Origin of the sequence: Mesorhizobium sp. 131-2-1 (genome assembly GCF_016756535.1) — a bacterium.
Taxonomy (GTDB): domain Bacteria; phylum Pseudomonadota; class Alphaproteobacteria; order Rhizobiales; family Rhizobiaceae; genus Mesorhizobium.
Genome location: NZ_AP023247.1, coordinates 790,429 through 809,782 on the forward strand (window position 1 = coordinate 790,429; position 19,354 = coordinate 809,782).

22 protein-coding genes, 1 tRNA gene and 1 pseudogene are annotated in these 19,354 nt (G+C 65.2%); 17 read left to right on the top strand and 7 right to left on the bottom strand.

The annotated features are described in order from the left end of the window. Positions 1-119: 119 nt before the first annotated feature. Entirely contained in the window at positions 120-317 is a 198-nt protein-coding gene (locus tag JG743_RS03750; RefSeq protein ID WP_202298503.1) for a hypothetical protein, read from the bottom strand. A 95-nt stretch (positions 318-412) separates the two neighbouring features. Then, complete coding sequence (gene hrcA, locus JG743_RS03755; protein WP_202298505.1) at positions 413-1,495, bottom strand: heat-inducible transcriptional repressor HrcA; 1,083 nt, start codon at positions 1,493-1,495, stop codon at positions 413-415. A 143-nt stretch (positions 1,496-1,638) separates the two neighbouring features. Here hrcA and rph point away from each other — a divergent pair, with 143 nt between their 5' ends. From rph to JG743_RS34090, 6 genes and pseudogenes are all read left to right on the top strand, one after another. Continuing rightward, complete coding sequence (gene rph, locus JG743_RS03760; protein ID WP_202302420.1) at positions 1,639-2,355, top strand: ribonuclease PH; 717 nt, start codon at positions 1,639-1,641, stop codon at positions 2,353-2,355. Between the two features lie 9 nt (positions 2,356-2,364). Continuing rightward, a complete protein-coding gene (locus JG743_RS03765; protein WP_202298508.1) occupies positions 2,365-2,775 on the top strand; it encodes a VOC family protein in 411 nt (136 codons plus the stop codon). Beyond that, positions 2,775-3,422 carry an RdgB/HAM1 family non-canonical purine NTP pyrophosphatase gene (gene rdgB / locus JG743_RS03770; RefSeq protein ID WP_202298509.1) on the top strand — a complete coding sequence of 216 codons (648 nt, stop codon included), beginning with the start codon at positions 2,775-2,777 and terminating at the stop codon, positions 3,420-3,422. Before JG743_RS03765 ends, rdgB begins: the two co-directional genes overlap by 1 nt. A gap of 1 nt (position 3,423) precedes the next feature. Next, positions 3,424-4,581, top strand: a complete 1,158-nt coding sequence (gene hemW / locus JG743_RS03775; RefSeq protein ID WP_202298510.1) for a radical SAM family heme chaperone HemW — start codon at positions 3,424-3,426, stop codon at positions 4,579-4,581. A gap of 5 nt (positions 4,582-4,586) precedes the next feature. Further along, positions 4,587-4,910: a low molecular weight protein tyrosine phosphatase family protein gene (locus tag JG743_RS03780; protein WP_202298511.1), complete on the top strand. Its 324-nt coding sequence runs from the start codon at positions 4,587-4,589 to the stop codon at positions 4,908-4,910. 44 nt (positions 4,911-4,954) lie between these two features. Beyond that, positions 4,955-5,095 (top strand): annotated as a pseudogene (locus JG743_RS34090) (EamA family transporter); the annotation flags it as partial. Between the two features lie 73 nt (positions 5,096-5,168). Here the strand turns inward: JG743_RS34090 and JG743_RS03790 are convergent. Continuing rightward, positions 5,169-5,363 (bottom strand): hypothetical protein, encoded by a 195-nt coding sequence (locus JG743_RS03790; RefSeq protein ID WP_202298513.1) that lies wholly within the window; start codon positions 5,361-5,363, stop codon positions 5,169-5,171. 172 nt (positions 5,364-5,535) lie between these two features. Between JG743_RS03790 and rsmI the strand changes: the two genes are divergently transcribed. Then, positions 5,536-6,426, top strand: coding sequence for a 16S rRNA (cytidine(1402)-2'-O)-methyltransferase (gene rsmI / locus JG743_RS03795; RefSeq protein WP_202298514.1), 891 nt, complete (start codon positions 5,536-5,538; stop codon positions 6,424-6,426). A gap of 60 nt (positions 6,427-6,486) precedes the next feature. Next, entirely contained in the window at positions 6,487-6,864 is a 378-nt protein-coding gene (locus tag JG743_RS03800; RefSeq protein ID WP_202298515.1) for a YraN family protein, read from the top strand. Positions 6,865-6,871: 7 nt separating this feature from the next. Here JG743_RS03800 and JG743_RS03805 read toward each other — a convergent pair whose 3' ends face one another. Then, complete coding sequence (locus JG743_RS03805) at positions 6,872-7,678, bottom strand: undecaprenyl-diphosphate phosphatase (RefSeq protein WP_202298516.1); 807 nt, start codon at positions 7,676-7,678, stop codon at positions 6,872-6,874. A 154-nt stretch (positions 7,679-7,832) separates the two neighbouring features. On the opposite strand from JG743_RS03805, the gene JG743_RS03810 reads away from it, so the two are divergent. The 9 genes from JG743_RS03810 (at position 7,833) to JG743_RS03850 (ending at position 16,701) form a co-directional block, all read left to right on the top strand. Beyond that, complete coding sequence (locus JG743_RS03810; RefSeq protein WP_202298517.1) at positions 7,833-8,525, top strand: glutathione S-transferase family protein; 693 nt, start codon at positions 7,833-7,835, stop codon at positions 8,523-8,525. Continuing rightward, the gene (queG, locus tag JG743_RS03815; protein WP_202298518.1) at positions 8,506-9,660 is read left to right on the top strand and encodes a tRNA epoxyqueuosine(34) reductase QueG; all 1,155 of its coding nucleotides are present in this window, start codon (positions 8,506-8,508) and stop codon (positions 9,658-9,660) included. The genes JG743_RS03810 and queG overlap by 20 nt, the downstream gene beginning before the upstream one ends. Then, complete coding sequence (locus JG743_RS03820; protein ID WP_202298519.1) at positions 9,657-10,559, top strand: SDR family oxidoreductase; 903 nt, start codon at positions 9,657-9,659, stop codon at positions 10,557-10,559. Before queG ends, JG743_RS03820 begins: the two co-directional genes overlap by 4 nt. 87 nt (positions 10,560-10,646) lie before the next feature. Beyond that, the gene (gene mepA, locus JG743_RS03825; RefSeq protein ID WP_202298520.1) at positions 10,647-11,738 is read left to right on the top strand and encodes a penicillin-insensitive murein endopeptidase; all 1,092 of its coding nucleotides are present in this window, start codon (positions 10,647-10,649) and stop codon (positions 11,736-11,738) included. Positions 11,739-11,893: 155 nt separating this feature from the next. Further along, entirely contained in the window at positions 11,894-12,913 is a 1,020-nt protein-coding gene (locus JG743_RS03830) for a glucokinase (protein WP_202298521.1), read from the top strand. Between the two features lie 152 nt (positions 12,914-13,065). Beyond that, the gene (locus JG743_RS03835; protein WP_202298522.1) at positions 13,066-14,925 is read left to right on the top strand and encodes an ABC transporter ATP-binding protein; all 1,860 of its coding nucleotides are present in this window, start codon (positions 13,066-13,068) and stop codon (positions 14,923-14,925) included. Continuing rightward, positions 14,922-15,743 (top strand): 4-hydroxy-tetrahydrodipicolinate reductase, encoded by an 822-nt coding sequence (dapB, locus tag JG743_RS03840; protein ID WP_202298523.1) that lies wholly within the window; start codon positions 14,922-14,924, stop codon positions 15,741-15,743. The genes JG743_RS03835 and dapB overlap by 4 nt, the downstream gene beginning before the upstream one ends. 93 nt (positions 15,744-15,836) lie before the next feature. Beyond that, positions 15,837-16,457 (top strand): 2,3-bisphosphoglycerate-dependent phosphoglycerate mutase, encoded by a 621-nt coding sequence (locus JG743_RS03845; RefSeq protein ID WP_202298524.1) that lies wholly within the window; start codon positions 15,837-15,839, stop codon positions 16,455-16,457. A 159-nt stretch (positions 16,458-16,616) separates the two neighbouring features. Further along, a tRNA-Leu gene (locus JG743_RS03850) sits at positions 16,617-16,701 on the top strand. A gap of 131 nt (positions 16,702-16,832) precedes the next feature. Here JG743_RS03850 and JG743_RS03855 read toward each other — a convergent pair. The 3 genes from JG743_RS03855 to JG743_RS03865 form a co-directional block, all read right to left on the bottom strand. Beyond that, on the bottom strand, positions 16,833-17,900 hold the full coding sequence (locus JG743_RS03855; protein WP_202298525.1) for an alpha/beta hydrolase family protein: 1,068 nt from the start codon (positions 17,898-17,900) through the stop codon (positions 16,833-16,835). A gap of 88 nt (positions 17,901-17,988) precedes the next feature. Further along, the gene (locus JG743_RS03860; RefSeq protein WP_202298526.1) at positions 17,989-18,372 is read right to left on the bottom strand and encodes a DUF1330 domain-containing protein; all 384 of its coding nucleotides are present in this window, start codon (positions 18,370-18,372) and stop codon (positions 17,989-17,991) included. 33 nt (positions 18,373-18,405) lie between these two features. After that, positions 18,406-19,242: an SDR family oxidoreductase gene (locus tag JG743_RS03865; RefSeq protein ID WP_202298527.1), complete on the bottom strand. Its 837-nt coding sequence runs from the start codon at positions 19,240-19,242 to the stop codon at positions 18,406-18,408. Positions 19,243-19,354: the final 112 nt, after the last annotated feature.

Below are 19,354 nucleotides of genomic sequence, written 5' to 3' on the forward strand. Positions count from 1 at the left end.
TCCTCCAGGGTTGGTCTCGCCACGGACCGGCCAAGGGCAGGGCAAACAACGGCAAGATCCGACAGGCGTTCCGCAGGGAAGCTCGCCACACGTGAATTTGAGGCCGGTTTCCTGGGTGCTCAGCTGCCTTCGGCGTAGAAATCATCGTCGAGGCGCTTTTCCAGCGCGACTAGGTCGGCGGGCAGCGGCAGGCCCATGGCGCGCAATTCCTGCAGCTTCTCGCGCAGCTGCTCCTGTATCTCGTGCTGGTCCTCGGGCTGATTGACCATTTCCTCGAGCAACATGCTGATCTGGGCCTTCAGCGATTCCAGCGCCATTCTTTTTCTCCTCGTCAGCCTGTGTCTTCCAGGGTGTGTCGAGATTCAGGTCAGGCCGCGCCGAGCACGGTGCCTCAACTGAATATCAATGCACCTTACCGCAGCATGCGCGAAATAAGCTGCGCCGTATAGTCGACCATCGGCACGATGCGGGCATAGTTCAGCCGCGTCGGACCGATGACGCCGAGCGCGCCGACGACGCGGGCGTCCTTGTCGCGATAGGGCGCCACCACCAGCGACGAGCCGGACAGCGAAAACAGCTTGTTCTCCGAGCCGATGAAGATGCGCACGCCCGGACCTTCCTCGGCGAGGTCGAGAAGTTGCAGCAGCCCGTCCTGCGTCTCCAGATCCTCGAACAGATGGCGCAGCAATTCGATGTCGGCCTGGGCGGTGACGTTTTCCAAGAGGTTGGCGCGGCCGCGCACGATGAGGCGCGCCGGCAGGCCGCTTTCGGCGCCCGCCCAGACCGCCAAGCCCTTCTCGACCAGGTCCTGCGACAGCGTGTCGAGGGCGGCCCTGGTCTCGTCCTTGATGCGGGCGATCTCGACGCGCGCCTCGGCCAGCGTACGGCCGCGGATGTGGGCGTTGAGGAAGTTGGACGCCTCGTGCAGCTGCGAGACGGTGGTGCCGGCCGGCAGGTCGACGACGCGGTTCTCGACATCGCCGTTCTGCGACACCAACACGGCCAACGCCTTGGTCGGCTCGAGCTGGATGAATTCGATGTGCTTCAGCGCTACCTCGTTCTTGGCGGCAAGCACCAGGCCAGCCCCGCGCGACATGCCCGACAGCATCTGGCTGGCCTCGGTCAGCATATGCTCCAGCGTGGCGCCGGAGCCGGAAGCGCGCACCTGCGCCTCGATGATGCGCCGCTCCTCGTCGGAGAGGTCGCCAAGCTCCATGAAGGCGTCGACGAAGAAGCGCAGGCCGGTCTGCGTCGGCAAACGGCCGGCCGAGATGTGCGGGGCATAGATCAGGCCGAGATGCTCGAGATCGCTCATCACATTGCGGATGGTGGCCGGCGACAACGAGGAGGGCAGGATGCGCGACAGGCTGCGCGAGCCGACCGGCTCGCCGTCCCTGAGATAGGATTCGACGATGCGCCGGAAGATGTCGCGCGATCGCATATCGAGCGACTGGAGCACGGGCGACTGCGATGCCGGATCGACTGCCTTGGTCATTCGAGCCAAAAACCTCCTGCTCAAATATAGACTTAGGCCGTGCCCGCGCAACCCGGTCCATTTTCCTTTGCGCCATGGGCCGCATGCGTCTACAAGCCGCCGACGAATCCTTGAAAACCAAAAGAAAGAAGAAAGAGGCCTCGATGCGCCCCTCCAAACGCCAAGCCGACGAAATGCGCGCCATCTCCTTCGAGCGCGGCGTCTCCAAGCACGCCGAAGGCTCGTGCCTGGTGAAGTTCGGCGACACGCATGTCCTGTGCACGGCAAGCCTCGAGGAAAAGGTGCCGGCCTGGATGCGCAATTCCGGCAAGGGCTGGGTGACGGCCGAATACGGCATGCTGCCGCGCTCGACCGGCGAGCGTATGCGCCGCGAGGCTTCCACCGGCAAGCAGGGCGGCCGCACGCTGGAGATCCAGCGGCTGATCGGCCGCTCGCTCCGCGCCGTGGTCGACCTGCAGGCGCTGGGCGAACAGCAGATCACCGTCGACTGCGACGTGATCCAGGCCGATGGCGGCACCCGCACCGCCTCGATCACCGGCGGCTGGGTGGCACTCTATGACTGCCTGCGCTGGATGGAGGCGCGGCAGATGGCCAGCGTCGCCAAGGTGCTGAAAGACCATGTCGCGGCGATCTCCTGCGGCATCCATGACGGCCAGCCGGTCATCGACCTCGACTATCTCGAGGATTCCTCGGCCGGCACCGACGCCAATTTCGTCATGACCGGCAAGGGCGGCATCGTCGAGATCCAGGGCACGGCGGAAGGCGAACCGTTTTCCGAGGAGCAGTTCGCTGCGCTGATGAACCTCGCCAAGAAAGGCATTTCGCGCCTGGTCAGCCTGCAGCAGATGGCGGTGGCTTAGGCTCTTGTCATGACGCCTTCCGCCATCCTTGAATCGGCTCTCTACGTCACCGATCTGGCTGCGGCGGAAGCCTTTTACGCCGACGTGCTCGGGCTCGATCTGATCGGCAGGGTCGAAGGCCGCCACGTCTTCTTCCGCTGCGGAACTGGCGTGCTGCTGCTGTTCAACGCCGAGGCGACCAAAATCCCGCCGGCGCCCGACGCCAGGCTGAAAGTGCCCCCGCATGGCACGGTCGGCCAGGGCCATCTCTGCTTCGCCGCGAGCGCCGACGAGATCGCTGGCTGGCGCAAGCATCTCGCGGCGAGGAACATCGCCATCGAAAGCGACTTCCAATGGCCGCAAGGCGGGCGCTCGATCTATTTTCGCGACCCTTCGGGCAATTCAATCGAATTCGCCGAGCCAGGGATCTGGGGCCTCTGATGCATCAGCTCAACGGACACAAAATCGTCGTCGCCAGCCACAATGAAGGCAAGCTGCGCGAGTTCGCCGACCTGATGGCGCCGTTCGGCTTCGAGGCCAAATCGGCGAAGGAATATGGCCTGCCGGAGCCGGACGAGACCGGCACCACCTTCGAGGAGAACGCCTACATCAAGGCATACGCTGCGGCCAAGGCCACCGGCCTGCCGGCGCTGTCCGATGATTCCGGGCTCTGCGTCGACGCGCTCGACGGCGCGCCCGGCGTCTACACCGCCAACTGGGCCGAGACGCCGGACGGCAGCCGGGATTTCGGCATGGCCATGCAGCGCACCGAAGTGGCGCTGCAGGAAGTCGGCGCGGCCGAGCCCGCGCAGCGCACGGGCCGCTTTGTCGCCGTCATCTGCCTGGCCTTTCCCGATGGCGAGGCCGAGTATTATCGCGGCGAAGCCGAGGGAACGCTGGTCTGGCCGCCGCGCGGCGCGCTCGGCTTCGGCTACGACCCGGTGTTCCTGCCCAACGGTTTCGACAAGACCTTCGGCGAGATGAGCGCCGAGCAAAAGCACGGCTGGAGGCCCGGTCAGCCGACGGCGCTGTCGCACCGCGCCCGCGCCTTCCAGAAATTCGCCAAAGCGCGGCTGGGGTCGGCCTGAGATGCTGCTCGACCGCAGTCCCGGCTTCGGCGTGTACGTCCACTGGCCGTTCTGCGCGGCCAAGTGCCCCTATTGCGACTTCAACAGCCATGTCCGCCACCAGCCGGTCGACCAGGAACGCTTTGCGCGCGCCTTCGAGGCGGAACTGGCAACGATGCGCGCCCGCACCGGGCCGCGCGAGGTGACGAGCATCTTCCTCGGCGGCGGCACACCATCGCTGATGAAGCCGGAGACTGTGGCGACGGTGCTGGATGCCGTGGCGAAGAACTGGACGGTGCCAGCCGGCATCGAAGTGACGCTGGAGGCGAACCCGTCCTCGGTCGAGGCCGAGCGCTTCCGCGGCTATCGCGCCGCGGGCGTCAACCGCGTGTCGCTCGGCGTGCAGGCGTTGAACGACAAGGATCTGCGCTTCCTCGGCCGGCTGCACAATGTCGAGGAGGCGCTGCATGCGATCGGGCTCGCGCGGGAGATATTTCCCCGCCTCTCTTTCGACCTGATCTATGCCCGGCCGGGCCAGACGCCGGAGGCGTGGCAGGCGGAGTTGGAGCAGGCGATCGGCCATGCCGCCGACCATTTGTCGCTCTACCAGCTGACCATCGAGGAAGGCACGCCGTTCCATGCGCTGCACGCGGCGCGGAAATTCATCATTCCGGACAATGACCAGGCCGCCGACCTCTACGCGCTGACGCAGGAAGTGACCGCGGCGCATGGGCTGCCGGCCTACGAGATCTCCAACCATGCCAGGCCGGGCGCCGAAAGCCGGCACAATCTGACCTACTGGCGCTACGGCGAATATGTCGGCGTCGGCCCCGGCGCGCATGGTCGCTTCGTCGAGAACGGCCGCCGCACGGTCACCATCGCCGAGCGAATGCCGGAAACCTGGGCCAACCTGGTCGAGGCCAAGGGCCATGGCGTCACCGGCGGCGAGATTTTGACGCGTTCCGAGGAAGCCGATGAGTTCCTGCTGATGGGGCTGAGGCTGGCCGAAGGCATCGACCTGTCGCGCTACGAGGCGTTTTCCGGACGCGGGCTCTCCAGTGCCAGACTGTCGGTGCTGCAGGAGGAAGGGCTGGTGGCGCCGGTCGGCAATTCCCGGCTGCGCGCCACGACGGCCGGCATGATCGTGCTTGATGCCGTGGTGGCAGACCTGGCGCGGTAACCCCCTTGAAGAACGTCCTCTTCGTCTGCAGCCAGAACCGCTTGCGCAGCCCGACCGCGGAGCAGGTGTTTTCCAGGCGCAGGGATATCGAAGTGGCTTCGGCCGGCACCAATCATGACGCCGACAACCCGCTGACGCATGAGCTGGTCGCCTGGGCCGACATCATCTTCGTCATGGAAAAGGCGCATCGCGCCAAGCTGCAGAAGAAATTCAAGGTGAGCTTGAAGAAGGCGCGGGTAATCTGCCTCGACATTCCCGACGACTACGAATTCATGGACCCGGAGCTGGTGCGACTGCTGGAGGCGCGGGTCCAGAGATACCTGGGCTAACCAACCCGCCGGGTGCGCAACACCCACGCGGTCGTCATCCTCGGCTGGCGCCGATCGATAAACTAGGCGTCGTGCTTGTGGCGGTGTTTGGCGCGGTCTTTCTCGGCGAGTGCCTCTCCGGAGCGAACTGGCTTGGCGTTGTCCTTATCGCGGCGGGGGCGGTGCTGGTCGCCTATCGGGGCTAGCGGCACGCCTTCGCGGGCGGTTTTGGTTTCGAGGCGGGAAATGAAGATATCGAAGCGATTGGGCATCGTCCGGTCAGTGCTCCGTCGTGCTATCGGTTTCGGCCTTGAGTCTGGTCTTCGGCCGGCGGCGCAAACGCCGCTTCCTGGCTTCGGTTTTACCGGCGGCGTCATCGGCGCTGGCCGGCAGGCTCTTGTCCCTTCGCATGGCGAAACGCTTGCGGCCCGCATAGTAGGGCTCGAAAACGTCCTGAATCTTCAGGCTGTCCATCCTGTGCTCCCCGAGACTCACTGATCAACGAGACTCACGGATAAATTCGCCGGTGACGGTTTCGTTCCGCACTGTGGCAAAGGCATGGCGGCCACATTACTTCGTCGTCACGTTTTGCAACCGGGCGTGCGCCGTGCCAAACAGGGCCAAATGCAAAGGCCAGAGGGCACCGGTGACCGGCGACAAACGCAGCTATGTGATCGGGCAGATCGAGATACCGGCGCGGCCGCTCCCGCCGGCGCTCTATCTGGTGGCGACGCCGATCGGCAACCTCGCCGACATCACGCTGCGCGCGCTGGAGACGCTGGCCGCAGCCGACATCGTCGCCTGCGAGGACACGCGCGTCTCGCGCGTGCTGCTCGAGCGCTACGGCATCCGCCGCCGCACCACCGCCTATCACGAGCACAATGCCGGCGAGGCCGGACCGAAGCTGATCGCGGCGCTTGAAGCCGGGCAGAGCGTGGCGCTGATCTCGGACGCCGGCACGCCGCTGATATCGGATCCCGGCTACCGGCTGGTCGGCGAGGCGCTCGACCGTGCGATCCGCGTCGTGCCCATTCCCGGCCCTTCGGCGGCGCTGGCGGCGCTGACCGCTTCCGGCCTGCCTTCCGATGCCTTCCTGTTCGCCGGGTTCCTGCCGGTGAAGACCGGCCAGCGGCTGACCAAGCTGGAGACATTCAAGGCGGTGCCGGCGACGCTGATCTTCTTCGAATCGCCGCGACGGCTGGCCGAGACGCTTGCCGCCATGGTCGAGGCGCTGGGCGGCGAGCGCAACGCCGCCATCGGGAGGGAACTGACCAAGACCTTCGAGGAGACGCGGACCGGCACGCTGCAAGCGCTTGCCGATCACTACGCGGCGGCGGACACGCCAAAGGGCGAGATCGTCATCTGCGTCGGTCCCGCCGAAGCCAAGGCCGACGAGCCTGCGGACATCGACCGGCTGCTGCTGTCGCTCGCCGCCGAAATGCCGGCCTCGAAGGCGGCGGCGGAAGCAGCGAAGATGACCGGCGGCCAGAAGCAGGCGCTCTACCGGCGGCTGCTCGAACTCAGGGACAGACCATGATCCCGAAAAGTGGAAACCGGTTTTCGGAAAAGATCATGGTCAAACAAAGAGAGGATAGCGGTGGCTGAGCGCCCGGCCGCCAGCCGCCAGAAGGCCTATCGGCGCGGCCATCGCGGCGAATGGCTGGCGGCGCTGGCGCTGATGCTGAAGGGTTACCGGATCCTGGCGCGCCGTCACCGCACCAGGCTTGGCGAGATCGACCTCATCGCGCGGCGCGGCAACCTGGTGCTGTTCGTCGAGGTCAAGGCGCGGCGCACGCTGATGGAAGCGATGGAAGCGATCGCCCACAGTTCGGAGCGCCGCATCGAGGGCGCCGCCGACCTATGGCTGTCCCGCCAGCCCGACTATGGAAAACTGTCAGTGCGTTTCGACATGGTGGCGGTGCTGCCATGGCGCTGGCCGGTGCATGTCGAGAACGCGTTTTATGGGCGGAATTGAAGGGGCTTCATCCCCAGATCATCAACGCAATCAACCCGACGCCGCCGACCACCAGCCGCCACCAGCCGAACAGCGAGTAGCCGTTGCGCGACACGTAATCGAGCAGGAAGCGGACGACGAACAGCGCGGTGACGAAGGCGGCAACGAAGCCGATGGCAATGATCGGCAGGTCGGCCGAGGTCAGCACGTTGCGGTTCTTGAACAGGTCGAAGGCGAAGGCGCCGACCATGGTCGGAATGGCCAGGAAGAAGGAGAATTCCGCCGCCGCGCGCTTGTCGACACCCAAAAGCAGCGCACCGACGATGGTCGAGCCGGAGCGCGAGGTGCCAGGGATGAGCGACAGGCACTGGAACAGGCCGATCTGCAGATAGAGCCTCGTCGGGAAGCGTTCGACGTCGCGATAGACGGGCTTCAAATTCATGCGGTCGACCAGGAGCAGGACCACGCCGCCGATGATCAGCATGATGCAGATCAGCCGCGGCGATTCGAACAGGATCGTCTTGATGAAGTCATGCGCCAAGGCGCCGATAATGGCCGCCGGCAGGAAGGCGATGAGGATGCCGATGACGAAATGCCGCGTCAGCCGGTCATAGGGCAGTTCGATGAGCATCTGCCACAGGCGTTTGAAATAGACGCTGAGGATGGCGAGGATGGCGCCGAGCTGAATCAGGATCTCGAAGGCCTTGCCGGTCGAATGGAAGCCGAGGAAATGGCCGGCGAGCAGGATATGGCCGGTCGATGATACCGGAATGAACTCGGTCAGGCCCTCCAGCAGGCCGAGCAGCAACGCTTCGACGATGGTCTGGCTATCCATGGCAACCTCGGGATTGGGACTCAAAGAAGGGCTTGCTTGTCATGGCGCGGAAGTCCCCCTATAGGTCGCAGCACCCTGACGGTCCGCTTTGCGGGCGGCCAAGACTTACCGGCGCCGCCGGCGATTCGCCAGTGCGCCTTATTATCGCGGGACCATGCTGACGCTCTTCCACCACCCGATGTTCGCCTCTTGCCGGTTCGTTCGCCTCGCCTTCGGCGAATATGGCGAGGAGCTGGCGCTGATCGAGGAAAAGCCGTGGACGCGGCGCAAGGAGTTCCTGGCGCTGAACCCGGCCGGCACGCTGCCGATCCTGCTCGCCGAAGGCGACGTGCCGATCGTCGGCGCCATGGTGATCGCCGAATATCTCGACGAAACGCGCGGCGTGCTCAAGCGCGACAAGCGGCTGTTTGCCGAGGACCCGATGGAGCGCGCCGAAATCCGCCGGCTGACCGACTGGTACCTGAACAAGGCCGAAAGCGAGGTGACCCGCCATCTGGTGCGCGAACGGGTGCTGAAGCCGATAATGCCGGAGACGGCGGGCGGCGGCTCGCCCGATTCGGGCGCGATCCGCGCCGCGCGCGCCAACATCCGCCAGCACATGAAATACACCAACTGGCTGGCTGGCACCCGCCATTGGCTGGCCGGCAGCAGGGTGACCTATGCCGACCTCGCGGCGGCGGCAACACTTTCGGTGCTCGACTATCTCGGCGAGATCGATTGGCGCGAGCACAGCGCGGCGCGCGAATGGTATACAAGGGTGAAGTCACGACCCTCGTTCCGGCCGCTGCTGTCCGACCGGGTGCGCGGCCTGTCGCCGGTGTCGCATTATGCGGACCTCGATTTCTAAGACCGAAACCCTGCGCGCGCTGATCGAGCGCGAGGCGAGGCGCGCCGGTTTCGATGCCGTCGCCGTCACCAGGCCGGACGCCATTCCGCTGGCGCCGGCGAGGCTCGCCGAATTCGTCGCCGACGGTTTTCATGGCTCGATGGGCTGGATCGCCGAGACGATCGAGCGCCGCGCCGAACCGTCCGCGCTCTGGCCGGACGTGCGCTCGATCATCGTGCTCGCGATGAATTACGGCCCGGACCACGATCCGCGCGCGCTGCAGGCCAGACGCGACCGCGGCGCGATCTCGGTCTATGCGCAAAACCGCGACTATCACGAGATTATGAAGGGCAGGCTGAAGGAGATCGCCGGCAAGATCGTCGCGCGCGCGGGCGGCGACGTCAAAGTCTTCGTCGACACGGCGCCGGTGATGGAAAAGCCGCTCGCCGAAGCCGCCGGCCTCGGCTGGCAGGGCAAGCACACCAATCTGGTCAGCCGCGCGCATGGCTCATGGCTGTTCCTCGGCACCATCTTTACCACGGCGGAGCTCGAGCCCGACACGGCGGAAGAGGACCATTGCGGTTCCTGCCGCGCCTGCCTCGACGCCTGCCCGACCGATGCCTTCCCGGCACCCTACCGGCTCGATGCGCGACGCTGCATCTCCTACCTCACCATAGAGAACAAGGGGCCGATCCCCAGCGAGTTCCGCGACAAGATCGGCAACCGAATCTATGGCTGCGACGATTGTCTCGCCGCCTGTCCGTGGAACAAGTTCGCCCGCGCCGCCTCGGAGGCGAAGCTAGCCGCGCGCGACGATCTGCGCGAGCCGCCGCTGGCCGAGCTGCTCGCCCTCGACGACGCGGCCTTCCGCAGCTTCTTCTCCGGTTCGCCGATCAAGCGCATCGGGCGCGACCGTTTCATCCGCAACGTGCTGATCGCCGCCGGCAATTCGGACGATGCGTCGCTCGTCCGGGCCGTGCACGGGCTGCTCGGTGATGCCTCGCCGCTGGTGCGGGGCGCCGCTGTCTGGGCGCTGTCCAGGCTCGTACCCGATGCCGAGTTCGCCAGACGCGCCGCCATCGCCTTGGCAACGGAAGATGACGCGACGGTGCGCGACGAATGGCTGTCCGCCCTGCCAACCGAGGTCCATGCATGAGCGAAAAACGGTTCTTCGTCTTCGGCGCCGGCTACTCCGGCAAGGCCTTCGCCCGCGCCAACCGGGACGCCGCGACCATCTTTGGCACGACGCGCTCGCCTGAGAAATTCACGGCGCTCAGCCAGGCCGGCATCGCGCCGCTGCGCTTCGACGGCGCGATGACGCCAGAAATGGGCGACGCCTTGAAGGCGACCACCCACCTCATCGTCTCGGTGGCGCCGGAAGAGGCCGGCGACCTGGTGCTCGGTGCCGCGGGCGAGGCGATCGCCGCGATGCCGGCACTGGAATGGATCGGCTACCTCTCGACCGTCGGCGTCTATGGCGACCATGGCGGCGGCTGGGTGGACGAGAGGGCCGAATGCCGGCCAGTGTCGAAGCGCTCGGTGATGCGGGTGACGGCTGAACGGGACTGGCTAACGCTCGGCCGGGAAATCGGCAGGCCGGTGGCGGTGTTGCGCCTGTCGGGCATCTACGGTCCCGGCCGCAACGCGCTGGTCAACCTGGCCGACGGCACCGCTAGACGGCTGGTCAAGCCCGGCCAGGTTTTCAACCGCATCCATTGCGACGACATCGCCGGCGCGCTCTGGCATCTGGCCGGGAAAAATCTCGGCGGCATCCTCAACGTCACCGACGACGAGCCAGCGCCGCCGCAGGATGTCGTCGCCTATGCCGCGGGGCTGATGGGCGTCGAGCCGCCGCCCGAAATTGCCTTCGAGACCGCAGAGCTTTCGCCCATGGCGCGCTCCTTCTATGGCGAGAACAAGCGCGTTTCCAACGCCGCGATCAAGGCGGCCGGCTACGGCTTTGCCTATCCCGACTACCGCTCCGCGCTCGAGCGGATGTGGGCGGACGGCAGCTGGCGCGAGGGCGAGCCGCGCAGCCCGATGAAGCGTTCCTGATTAAAGCGGGACGCCGGGCGTGATATGATTCGCGCCATCGCCGCTCTCGAGGCTCGGGCGGCGCGACTAGGAGAGGGATGCGGCTTGATGATGACCTCGATGCGATCATTTTCCGTCCGAAGGCCGTTCCTGACGGCGGCGCTGGCGATCGTCGGGCTGGCCGGGCTGGCGGCGGCCGCGCTGACGGCCGAGCCGCGGGCAAAGGACCTGTTCGGCGCCAAGAAGCTGCCGGCGGTGGCGGCGGCGCAATCCTTCGGCTTCTACTCCAAGGGCTGCTTCGCCGGCGGCGTCGCCATTCCGATGGACGGATCGACCTGGGAAGTGATGCGCCCCTCGCGCAACCGCCGCTGGGGCCACCCGGCGATGATCGCGCTGATCGAGAAGCTGGCGCGCGACGCGCATGCCGACGGCTGGCCGGGCCTGCTGATCGGCGACATCTCGCAGCCGCGCGGCGGGCCGATGATGACCGGCCATGCCTCGCACCAGATCGGGCTCGATGCCGACATCTGGCTGACGCCGATGCCCAGTCGGCCGCTGTCGATGGCGCAGCGAGAATCGATGAGCGCCACCTTGATGGTCGACGAGAAGACCCATCTGGTGAAGGACGCACTGTGGACACCGGCGCACACTAGGCTGCTGAAGCGGGCCGCCAGCTATCCGGAGGTCGAGCGCATCCTGGTCAATCCAGGGATCAAGAAGAAGCTGTGCGATACGGTGAAGGGCGACCGTGACTGGCTGCGCAAGATCCGGCCGTTCTGGGGCCATGACTACCATTTCCACATGCGCATCGGCTGCCAGCCGGGCTCGTCCGGCTGCAAGGCGCAGGAAGCGACGCCGGCCGATGACGGCTGCGGCAAGCCGCTGGCCTGGTGGTTCACCGAGGAGCCGTGGCGCCCCAACAAGAACCCCGACGCGCCGAAGGCGCGCGACATCATGACGATGGCGAACCTGCCGAAGGAGTGCCGGGCGGTGCTCGACGCGCCAAATCCGCCTTCGGCGGAAGCCGTCACCTATCATGGCGACGGCTTGCCGATCGCTGCCGCCGAGCCGCCGGCGGAAGTGCCGGCGCCCGCAGCCACAGTGCCAGTCGGCGCCACGGCGCTGCCTGCCTCGGCGAGCGCCTTCGCGCCGACGCCGGAGATCGGCATTCCGCTACCGCGGCCACGGCCCGGCAACTGACGCCGAGACGGCTTTCTCTTTGCGAGGCCATGCGCTACACGCATCCCGCTCTATCTCTGTCTTAGCGGCATTGTGCGACGCCAGGTGATTCCACTTGGCTGCAAAATGCTCTAGTCAGACAAATGAGGGGCTGCCGGAACGGGGACGAACAGAGCATGGCAGGTGAAGACGAGACAGCGCTGCGGTTTCCGGTCCTGATCGGCGACATTGGCGGCACCAATGCGCGCTTCTCGATCGTGCTGGACGCCAATTCGGAGCCGACCGAGCCGCAGATCGTCCAGACGGCCAATTTCAACACCATCGACGAGGCGATCCAGGCGGCGGTGCTCGACCGCTCCTCGGTGCGGCCGAATTCGGCCGTGCTGGCGGTGGCCGGTCCGGTCGACGGCGACGAGATCCCGCTCACCAATTGCCCCTGGGTGGTCAAGCCCCGGCAGATGTTCTCCAATCTCGGCCTCACCGACATCGTCGTGCTCAACGACTTCGAGGCGCAGGCGCTGGCCGTCGTCGCGCTCGGCGAGGAGCATATGGAAAAGATCGGCGGTGGCACGCCGGAGCCCAATGCCAGCCGCGTCGTGCTCGGCCCCGGCACCGGGCTCGGCGTCGCCGGGCTGATCCATGCGCTCAATCACTGGATACCGGTGCCGGGCGAAGGTGGGCACATGGATATCGGCCCGCGCTCGCCGCGCGATTTCCAGGTCTTTCCGCATATAGAGCGGCTCGAGGGCCGCGTTTCCGGCGAGCAGATCCTGTGCGGGCGCGGCCTGGTCAATGTCTACCGCGCGGTGGCCAAGGCCGACGGCAAGCCGGCGCCCTTCAGCGCGCCGGCCGAGATCACCGCCGCGGCGTTGGCGAACGCCGACCCGGTGGCGGAGGAAGCGCTGTCGTTGTTCGTCACCTGCCTCGGCCGCACCGCCGGCGACCTCGCGCTGGTGTTCATGAGCCGCGGCGGCGTCTTCCTCACCGGCGGCATCGCGCAAAAAATCGTGCCGGCGCTCAAAGCCGGCAATTTCCGCTCGGCCTTCGAGGACAAGGCGCCGCACAGCGCGCTGATGCGCTCGATGCCGGTCTATGTCATCACCCACCCGCTGGCGGCGCTTCTCGGCCTCGCCGCCTATGCCAAAAACCCGTCGCTGTTCGGCGTCCGGACCGCAGGGCGGCGCTGGCGGGTCTAGGCTTTTTGAGCTTTCACAGCCGCTGCAGAAGGTTCTGATCCGAGCCGCGACGAAGTTTCGCCATAGGCAAGCCGTAGCCGGGGCGCTAAGAGGGGTGCCGAATTGCGGCCCTGCCGCAAGGCCAAACCGAAAATCACGGAACAAACCCCGATTTGAACCAGCCGCTTCAACATAAAGCGAAGGCCCTGCAAGGCGAAACCTGGGCGATCCTGCGCCGCATCGTCGCTGAAAACGGTCGCGACCATCGCTGGTCCTATGCAGTTGTCATCGTCTGCTCGCTGCTGGTTTCGGGTACGACCGCCTTCTCGGCCTGGGTCATGGCGCCGATGGTCAACCAGATCTTCTACGAGCGGCGCGGCGATATGATCTTTTGGATATGCGCCGGCTTCATGGGCGCCTTCATGCTGCGCGGCTTCGCTGGCTATGGCCAGGCAGTGGCGTTGGCCCAAATCGGCAACAATCTGGTGGCGCGCTACCAGAAGCGCATCTTCGATCATCTGATGAAGCTTGGCGTCGGCTTCTTCAACGATACACGTTCGGGCCGATTGGCGGCGCAGGTCAACGAGAATATCGGCGGCATTCGCGACCTGTTGTCGTTGACACTGATATCGATCACCCGCGATGCGGTAACGCTGGTCGGTCTTGTCGGCCTGATGATCTACCAGGATCCGGTGTTGTCGATCAGTTCGCTGCTGATTGGACCGCCGCTGATCTGGGCCGTCGTCTACATCACCCGTCGCGTGCGGCAGATCAACCGGGAATCCGTGCTGATCAATTCCCGGCTGACCGGGGCCATCCAGGAAGCCACGCAAGGCATCGCCATCGTCAAGGCCTTCACCCTGGAGGACGAGCTGGCGCGACGCATCGACAGCATGGCCGACACGGCCGAGCAGCGGGGTAACAAGATCGCCCGCGTGTCGGAACGATTGTCGCCGATTTCGGACATGCTGGCCGGTCTCGCCGTCACCGCCGTCATTGCTTATTCCGGTTATCGGGCGCTGGTGCTCGGGCAACCGCCGGGCGCGGTTTTTTCGTTCATCACCGCACTGATCCTGGCCTATGACCCGGCGCGGCGGCTGGCGCGCATGCAGGTCAACATGGAGCGCGCCCTGGTCAACGCGCGCATGATCTACGAATTGCTCGACCTCGAGCCGCAGCAGGGCGACGCCCCCGGCGCGGTCGAGGCGAGGATCGCCAGCGGCGAGGTGCGCTTCGACAATGTCTCGTTCAGCTACGCCGCCGACGCGCCGGTGCTCAGGGATCTGAGCTTCACCGCCGCAGCCGGCAAGGTGACCGCGATCGTCGGTGCCTCCGGCGCCGGCAAGTCGACGCTGGTGGCGCTGCTGCAGCGCTTCTACGATGTGGACCAAGGCAGCATCGAGGTCGACGGCCAGGACATTTCCAAGGTGACCAAGCAGTCGTTGCGCCAATCGATCGCCTATGTCTCGCAGGCGCCCTATCTGTTCGAGGGCACGATCCGCGACAACATCCGCTACGGCCGGCTCTCGGCCACGGACGCCGAGATCGAATGGGCTGCAAGCCAGGCCGCCGCCGACGAGTTTATCCGCCAGCAGCCGCAAGGCTACGACACGCCGGTCGGCGAGGGCGGCTCGACGCTGTCGGGCGGCCAGCGCCAGCGCGTCTCGATCGCCCGCGCCATCGTGCGGCAGGCGCCGATCCTGCTGCTCGACGAGGCGACGTCGGCGCTCGACAATGAGGCCGAAGCGCGCGTCCAGGAAGCGCTGACCCATGTCATGGAAGGACGCACGACGATCGTCATCGCGCACCGGCTGTCGACGGTGGTCAACGCCGACCACATCATCGTACTCGAGGAAGGCCGGCTGGTCGAGGAAGGCACGCATGCCTCGCTGATGGCCGACCCGCACAGCGTCTATGCCCGCTTCCACCGGGTGCAGGGCAAGAAGGGGCTGGGGCTTGTCGATGACGCCAAGCCCATCCAAACTCCGGTCCAGCGCAGCCGCGCGAAAAAGGCAGTGGGGAGGCAGGCATGAGCGAAACCGGCGATATGGGCCTTGTGGTGGTGGGTGCTGCCGGCCGCATGGGCCAGACGCTGATTCGCGCCATTCACACGATGCCTGGCGCGCGCGTCGCCGGCGCCGTCGAGCGGCCGGGCTCGCCCTATCTCGGCAAGGATGCCGGCGAGCTTGCCGGCATCGGCATCATCAACGTGCCGATATCAGACGACCCGCTGCCGGCCTTCGCCAAGGCCGATGGCGTGCTCGACTTCACCGCGCCCGCCGCGACCGTCGAATTCGCCGGCTATGCGGCGCAGGCGCGCATTGTTCATGTCATCGGCACCACCGGCTGCTCGGCGGACGACAATGCAGCGATCGCGGCGGCGGCGCGGCATGCCACGATCGTCAAATCGGGCAACATGAGCCTCGGCGTCAACCTGCTGGCGGTGCTGGTGGAACAGGCGGCGCGCGCGCTCGACGCCGACGATTTCGACATCGAGATCCTGGAAATGCACCACCGCCACAAGGTCGACGCGCCGTCGGGAACGGCGCTTCTGCTCGGCGAGGCAGCGGCAACGGGCCGCGACATCCCGCTTGCCGGCAACGATGTCCGCGTTCGCGATGGCCATACAGGGGTGCGCAAGCCAGGCACGATCGGCTTCGCCACGCTGCGCGGCGGCTCCGTCGTCGGCGACCACAGCGTCATCCTGGCCGGCACCGGCGAACGCATCACGCTTTCCCACCATGCCGAGGACCGGGCGATCTTCGCGCGCGGCGCTGTAAAAGCGGCGCTTTGGGCCCGTGCGAGGAAGCCAGGTCTCTACTCAATGCGGGACGTGCTCGGCCTGAGCTGAGGCGGCCTCTCCAAATATTTTGTCCTTACGCAATTCCGGACGGAAAACCGCTGCCCACTTTTCCTGGAATTGCTCAAACTCGAAGGAGCAGACATGTCGAGAACCCTCGTGCTCGTGCGCCACGGCCAGAGCGAATGGAACCTGAAGAACCTGTTCACCGGCTGGCGCGACGTAGATCTGACCGAGCAGGGCCATGCCGAGGCCAAGGCCGCCGGCCAGAAGCTGAAGGCGCGCGGGCTGAAATTCGACATCGCCTTCACCTCGGCGCTGATCCGGGCGCAGAAGACCTGCCAGCACATTCTCGACGCGGTCGGCCAGAGCGATCTCAAGACCATCCGCGACCAGGCGCTGAACGAGCGCGATTACGGCGACCTCTCCGGCCTCAACAAGGACGACGCGCGCAAGAAATGGGGCGAGGAGCAGGTGCATATCTGGCGCCGCTCCTACGACGTGTCGCCGCCCGGCGGCGAAAGCCTGAAGGACACCGGCGCGCGCGTCTGGCCCTATTACCTGCACGATCTGCAGCCGCATGTGCTGCGCGGCGAAACGGTACTGGTGGCGGCGCACGGCAATTCGCTGCGGGCGCTGATCATGGCGCTGGACGGCAAGTCGGGCGAGGAGATCGTCAAGCTCGAGCTCGGCACCGGCGTGCCGGTGATCTACACGCTCAACGCCGATTCGACCGTGGCGTCGAAGGAAGTGCTGGAAGGCTGATCGTCATTTGGTCCCCGCCGACCGGCCAATGAGGTCCGGCGGGGGCTCTCGCACAAGCTGTAAGCCGGCAAGCGTAGACGCGGTCCTTCGGTTCGGGTCATGCTCTCGAAAAAAGCGCGTTGACACACATCGCTTGCCCGCTTACATGAGCCCGCACCAGCCCAGATGGCGGAATTGGTAGACGCGCACGGTTCAGGTCCGTGTTCCGCAAGGAGTGGAGGTTCGAGTCCTCTTCTGGGCACCAAATTCCCGTTTCGGACCGTCTGACGCGGTTCAGAGACATAAGAAAAAAGCCCGGTTCGTCCGGGCTTTTTTCTTGGGCTGATATTTGCCTTGCACGATCCGACGGCCGGATCAGAGCCATAGCCGGCGGTCCTACACCTCGCCAAAGTGAGAACTGAACCAGTCCAGCACCAGCTGCGGGTTCTTGCCGAAGTAATTGTATCCTTCGAAGCGCTGGTCAGTCCCTTCGATCCAGAACAGTTTCTTGTCCTGAGAGGAAATGGTTTCGTAGATTTCCTGCACGTTGGAGGGTTTGGTCAGGAAGTCGTTGCGAACCTGGGCCACGAGTGTCGGAACGGTCACCGCCCTGGCATATTCCATCGGCCAGACGTCAGCGAGGTGGAAGCCAGTCCGCTTGTGAAAGGCCGTGTCGAACCGCTCCAACCCATTTGCGATCTTCTGGTTCTCCACCGCTGTCTGGACAAACACGCTCGGCGACACCGGCTGCAAGGCGATCATCGCCTTGATGTGCTTGAATTCCTCGGGGTGCTTTTTCATGCCCACGATCGTGGCATTGGCTCCCAGGCAACGGCTGTACAGGGCCGTCTTCATGTCCCTGGTATCGGGCCGTGACTTCGCGTAACGCAGCGAGCCGATGACGTCCCGATATTCCAGCACGCCGTGGCCATTTACGCCGCTACTGCCCATGCCGCTGCGGCCATGGTTGCGCATGTCGTAGGTGATGATGTTGTAGCCGGCATCGTGCAGGAGCTTGTATTCCGGCAGGAAGTTCACCTCGAAGCCGCCAAAGTTGGTCCAGGGCTCCAAATGCCCCGGATAACCGTAGCGGTTGCAGGGCATGGGGTGATTGAAGATGAGCAACCTGTCCGAAGCGGCGGGAATGAACCAGCCTTCGATCGTCACCCCGTCCATCGCCGGGAAGAAAATCTCTTCATAGTCCATGCCATATTCATGCGGCCACCGCAGAATGGGCGTGCGGGTCGAATGGGCCATCAGATCGGCCATGCCGTTTATGAAGTCTTCGGAATTTGCATCGGTCATGATTGCACCATTTGTCGTTTGGTTGTCGGCAGCCTGCACAGCTGCAGAGGTCGCGGCGATGATGGGGAGAGTGGCGAGTGCGGCGCCGGCTTTCAAAACTTGACGCCGGCTGCTCGATGGGGCGTCGTCCTGAACGGCAATGTCACGTTGGGTGCCCATGTCAGGCTCCTTGGTTCTTGAGAAGGGATGTGTCGGCTACATATGAGGAGCAGGGCGTGCTCGCGGCCGCGCCCGCTTCCCGCACCGGTTACTGCTTCGGAGGAACAAAGCCTTCGGTGATGACGACCGAGCCTTCGGTCGATGCAACGCGGAACTTCCTGGCAGCGGTGTATTCCGGCGAGTTGTAGAAGCGCTGCGCAGCCGCCACGCTCGGGAATTCGGCGATGGCCATGACCTTTTTCGGCTCGCCTTCCACAGCGGTGGCGTTGAGGTTGAAGACGATGATCTTGCCGCCGAATTTCGGAGCCAGCGGACCTGCCTCCTCCATGTACTTGTTGTAGCCGGCCTGATCCTTGATCGTGTAGTTCGCGATCATGTAGCCGTGCGGCTGCGTGTCCTGCGCGTGGCCGGTTGCGGCAAGGGCGATGGTGACGGCGGCGGCCGCCGCCGCGCCGATAACGAGCTTCTTCATTGTATGAGTTCCTTTGATTTCGAGTTGGGATGATCAGAACGAGCCGTCAGTCGATCGGGACAGGTCCTCGTAGGCGCTGAGCTCTTCCAGGCGTGCTTCGAGGACGGGCTTGAATGCCGCCAGGGCGTCGCTGCCGGCCAGGAACTGCCTCGGCGGATTCTCCATCGCGGCGAGCTTCACAAAGACGTCGCCGAGCCTGGCCGGATCACCCTGCTGCTTGCCGTCATAGCCCGACCACATGTCTTCGGGGCTGCCTTCGGCGGCGTAGTCCTCGATAGCGCTGGCGCCATACTTGGCGTTCTGCGCATCGAGGAGGTCAGTCCGGAAGAAGCCCGGTTCCACCACCACGACCCTGATGCCGAACTGTTCGACCTCCTCGGCCACCGAAATCGAAAGGCCTTCGACGGCGAACTTGGCGGCGCTGTAGGCCCCGCAATGCTTGAAGCCCATTATTCCGGCCAGCGAACTGATGTTGATGATCCGGCCCGACCGCTGCTTGCGCATGACCGGGAGGACGGCACGCTTGACGTGGATCACGCCGTAGAGATTGGTCGAGATCAGCCCCTCGATCTGCGCGGTGCTCAGCTCCTCGAAATTGCCGAGCAGGCTGTAGCCGGCGTTGTTGACCAGAACGTCGATGCGGCCGAAGGTTTTGATCGTCTCGTCGACCGCCGCCTTCGCCTGGGCCTCATTGGCGACGTCCAGTCGAACCAAGGCAAGCCTATCGCCTGCGATATCGCTCAGGGCGCTGCGGACCTTGTCGAGATTGCGGCCTGTCGCGATCACCCGATCGCCTGCCCTCAAGGCCGCCCTGGCAGTGGCGGCGCCGATGCCGCTACCGGCACCCGTAATGAACCAGACCTTGCTCATGTCCAACTCCTGTTTTCGATGAACAGTGAGGTAGACCTTCTCGCTCTATCTGATTAGCCGGTATAATCTGCATGTAGTTAGAAGGCGCATTTATGAATGCGCCTCCTCGGTT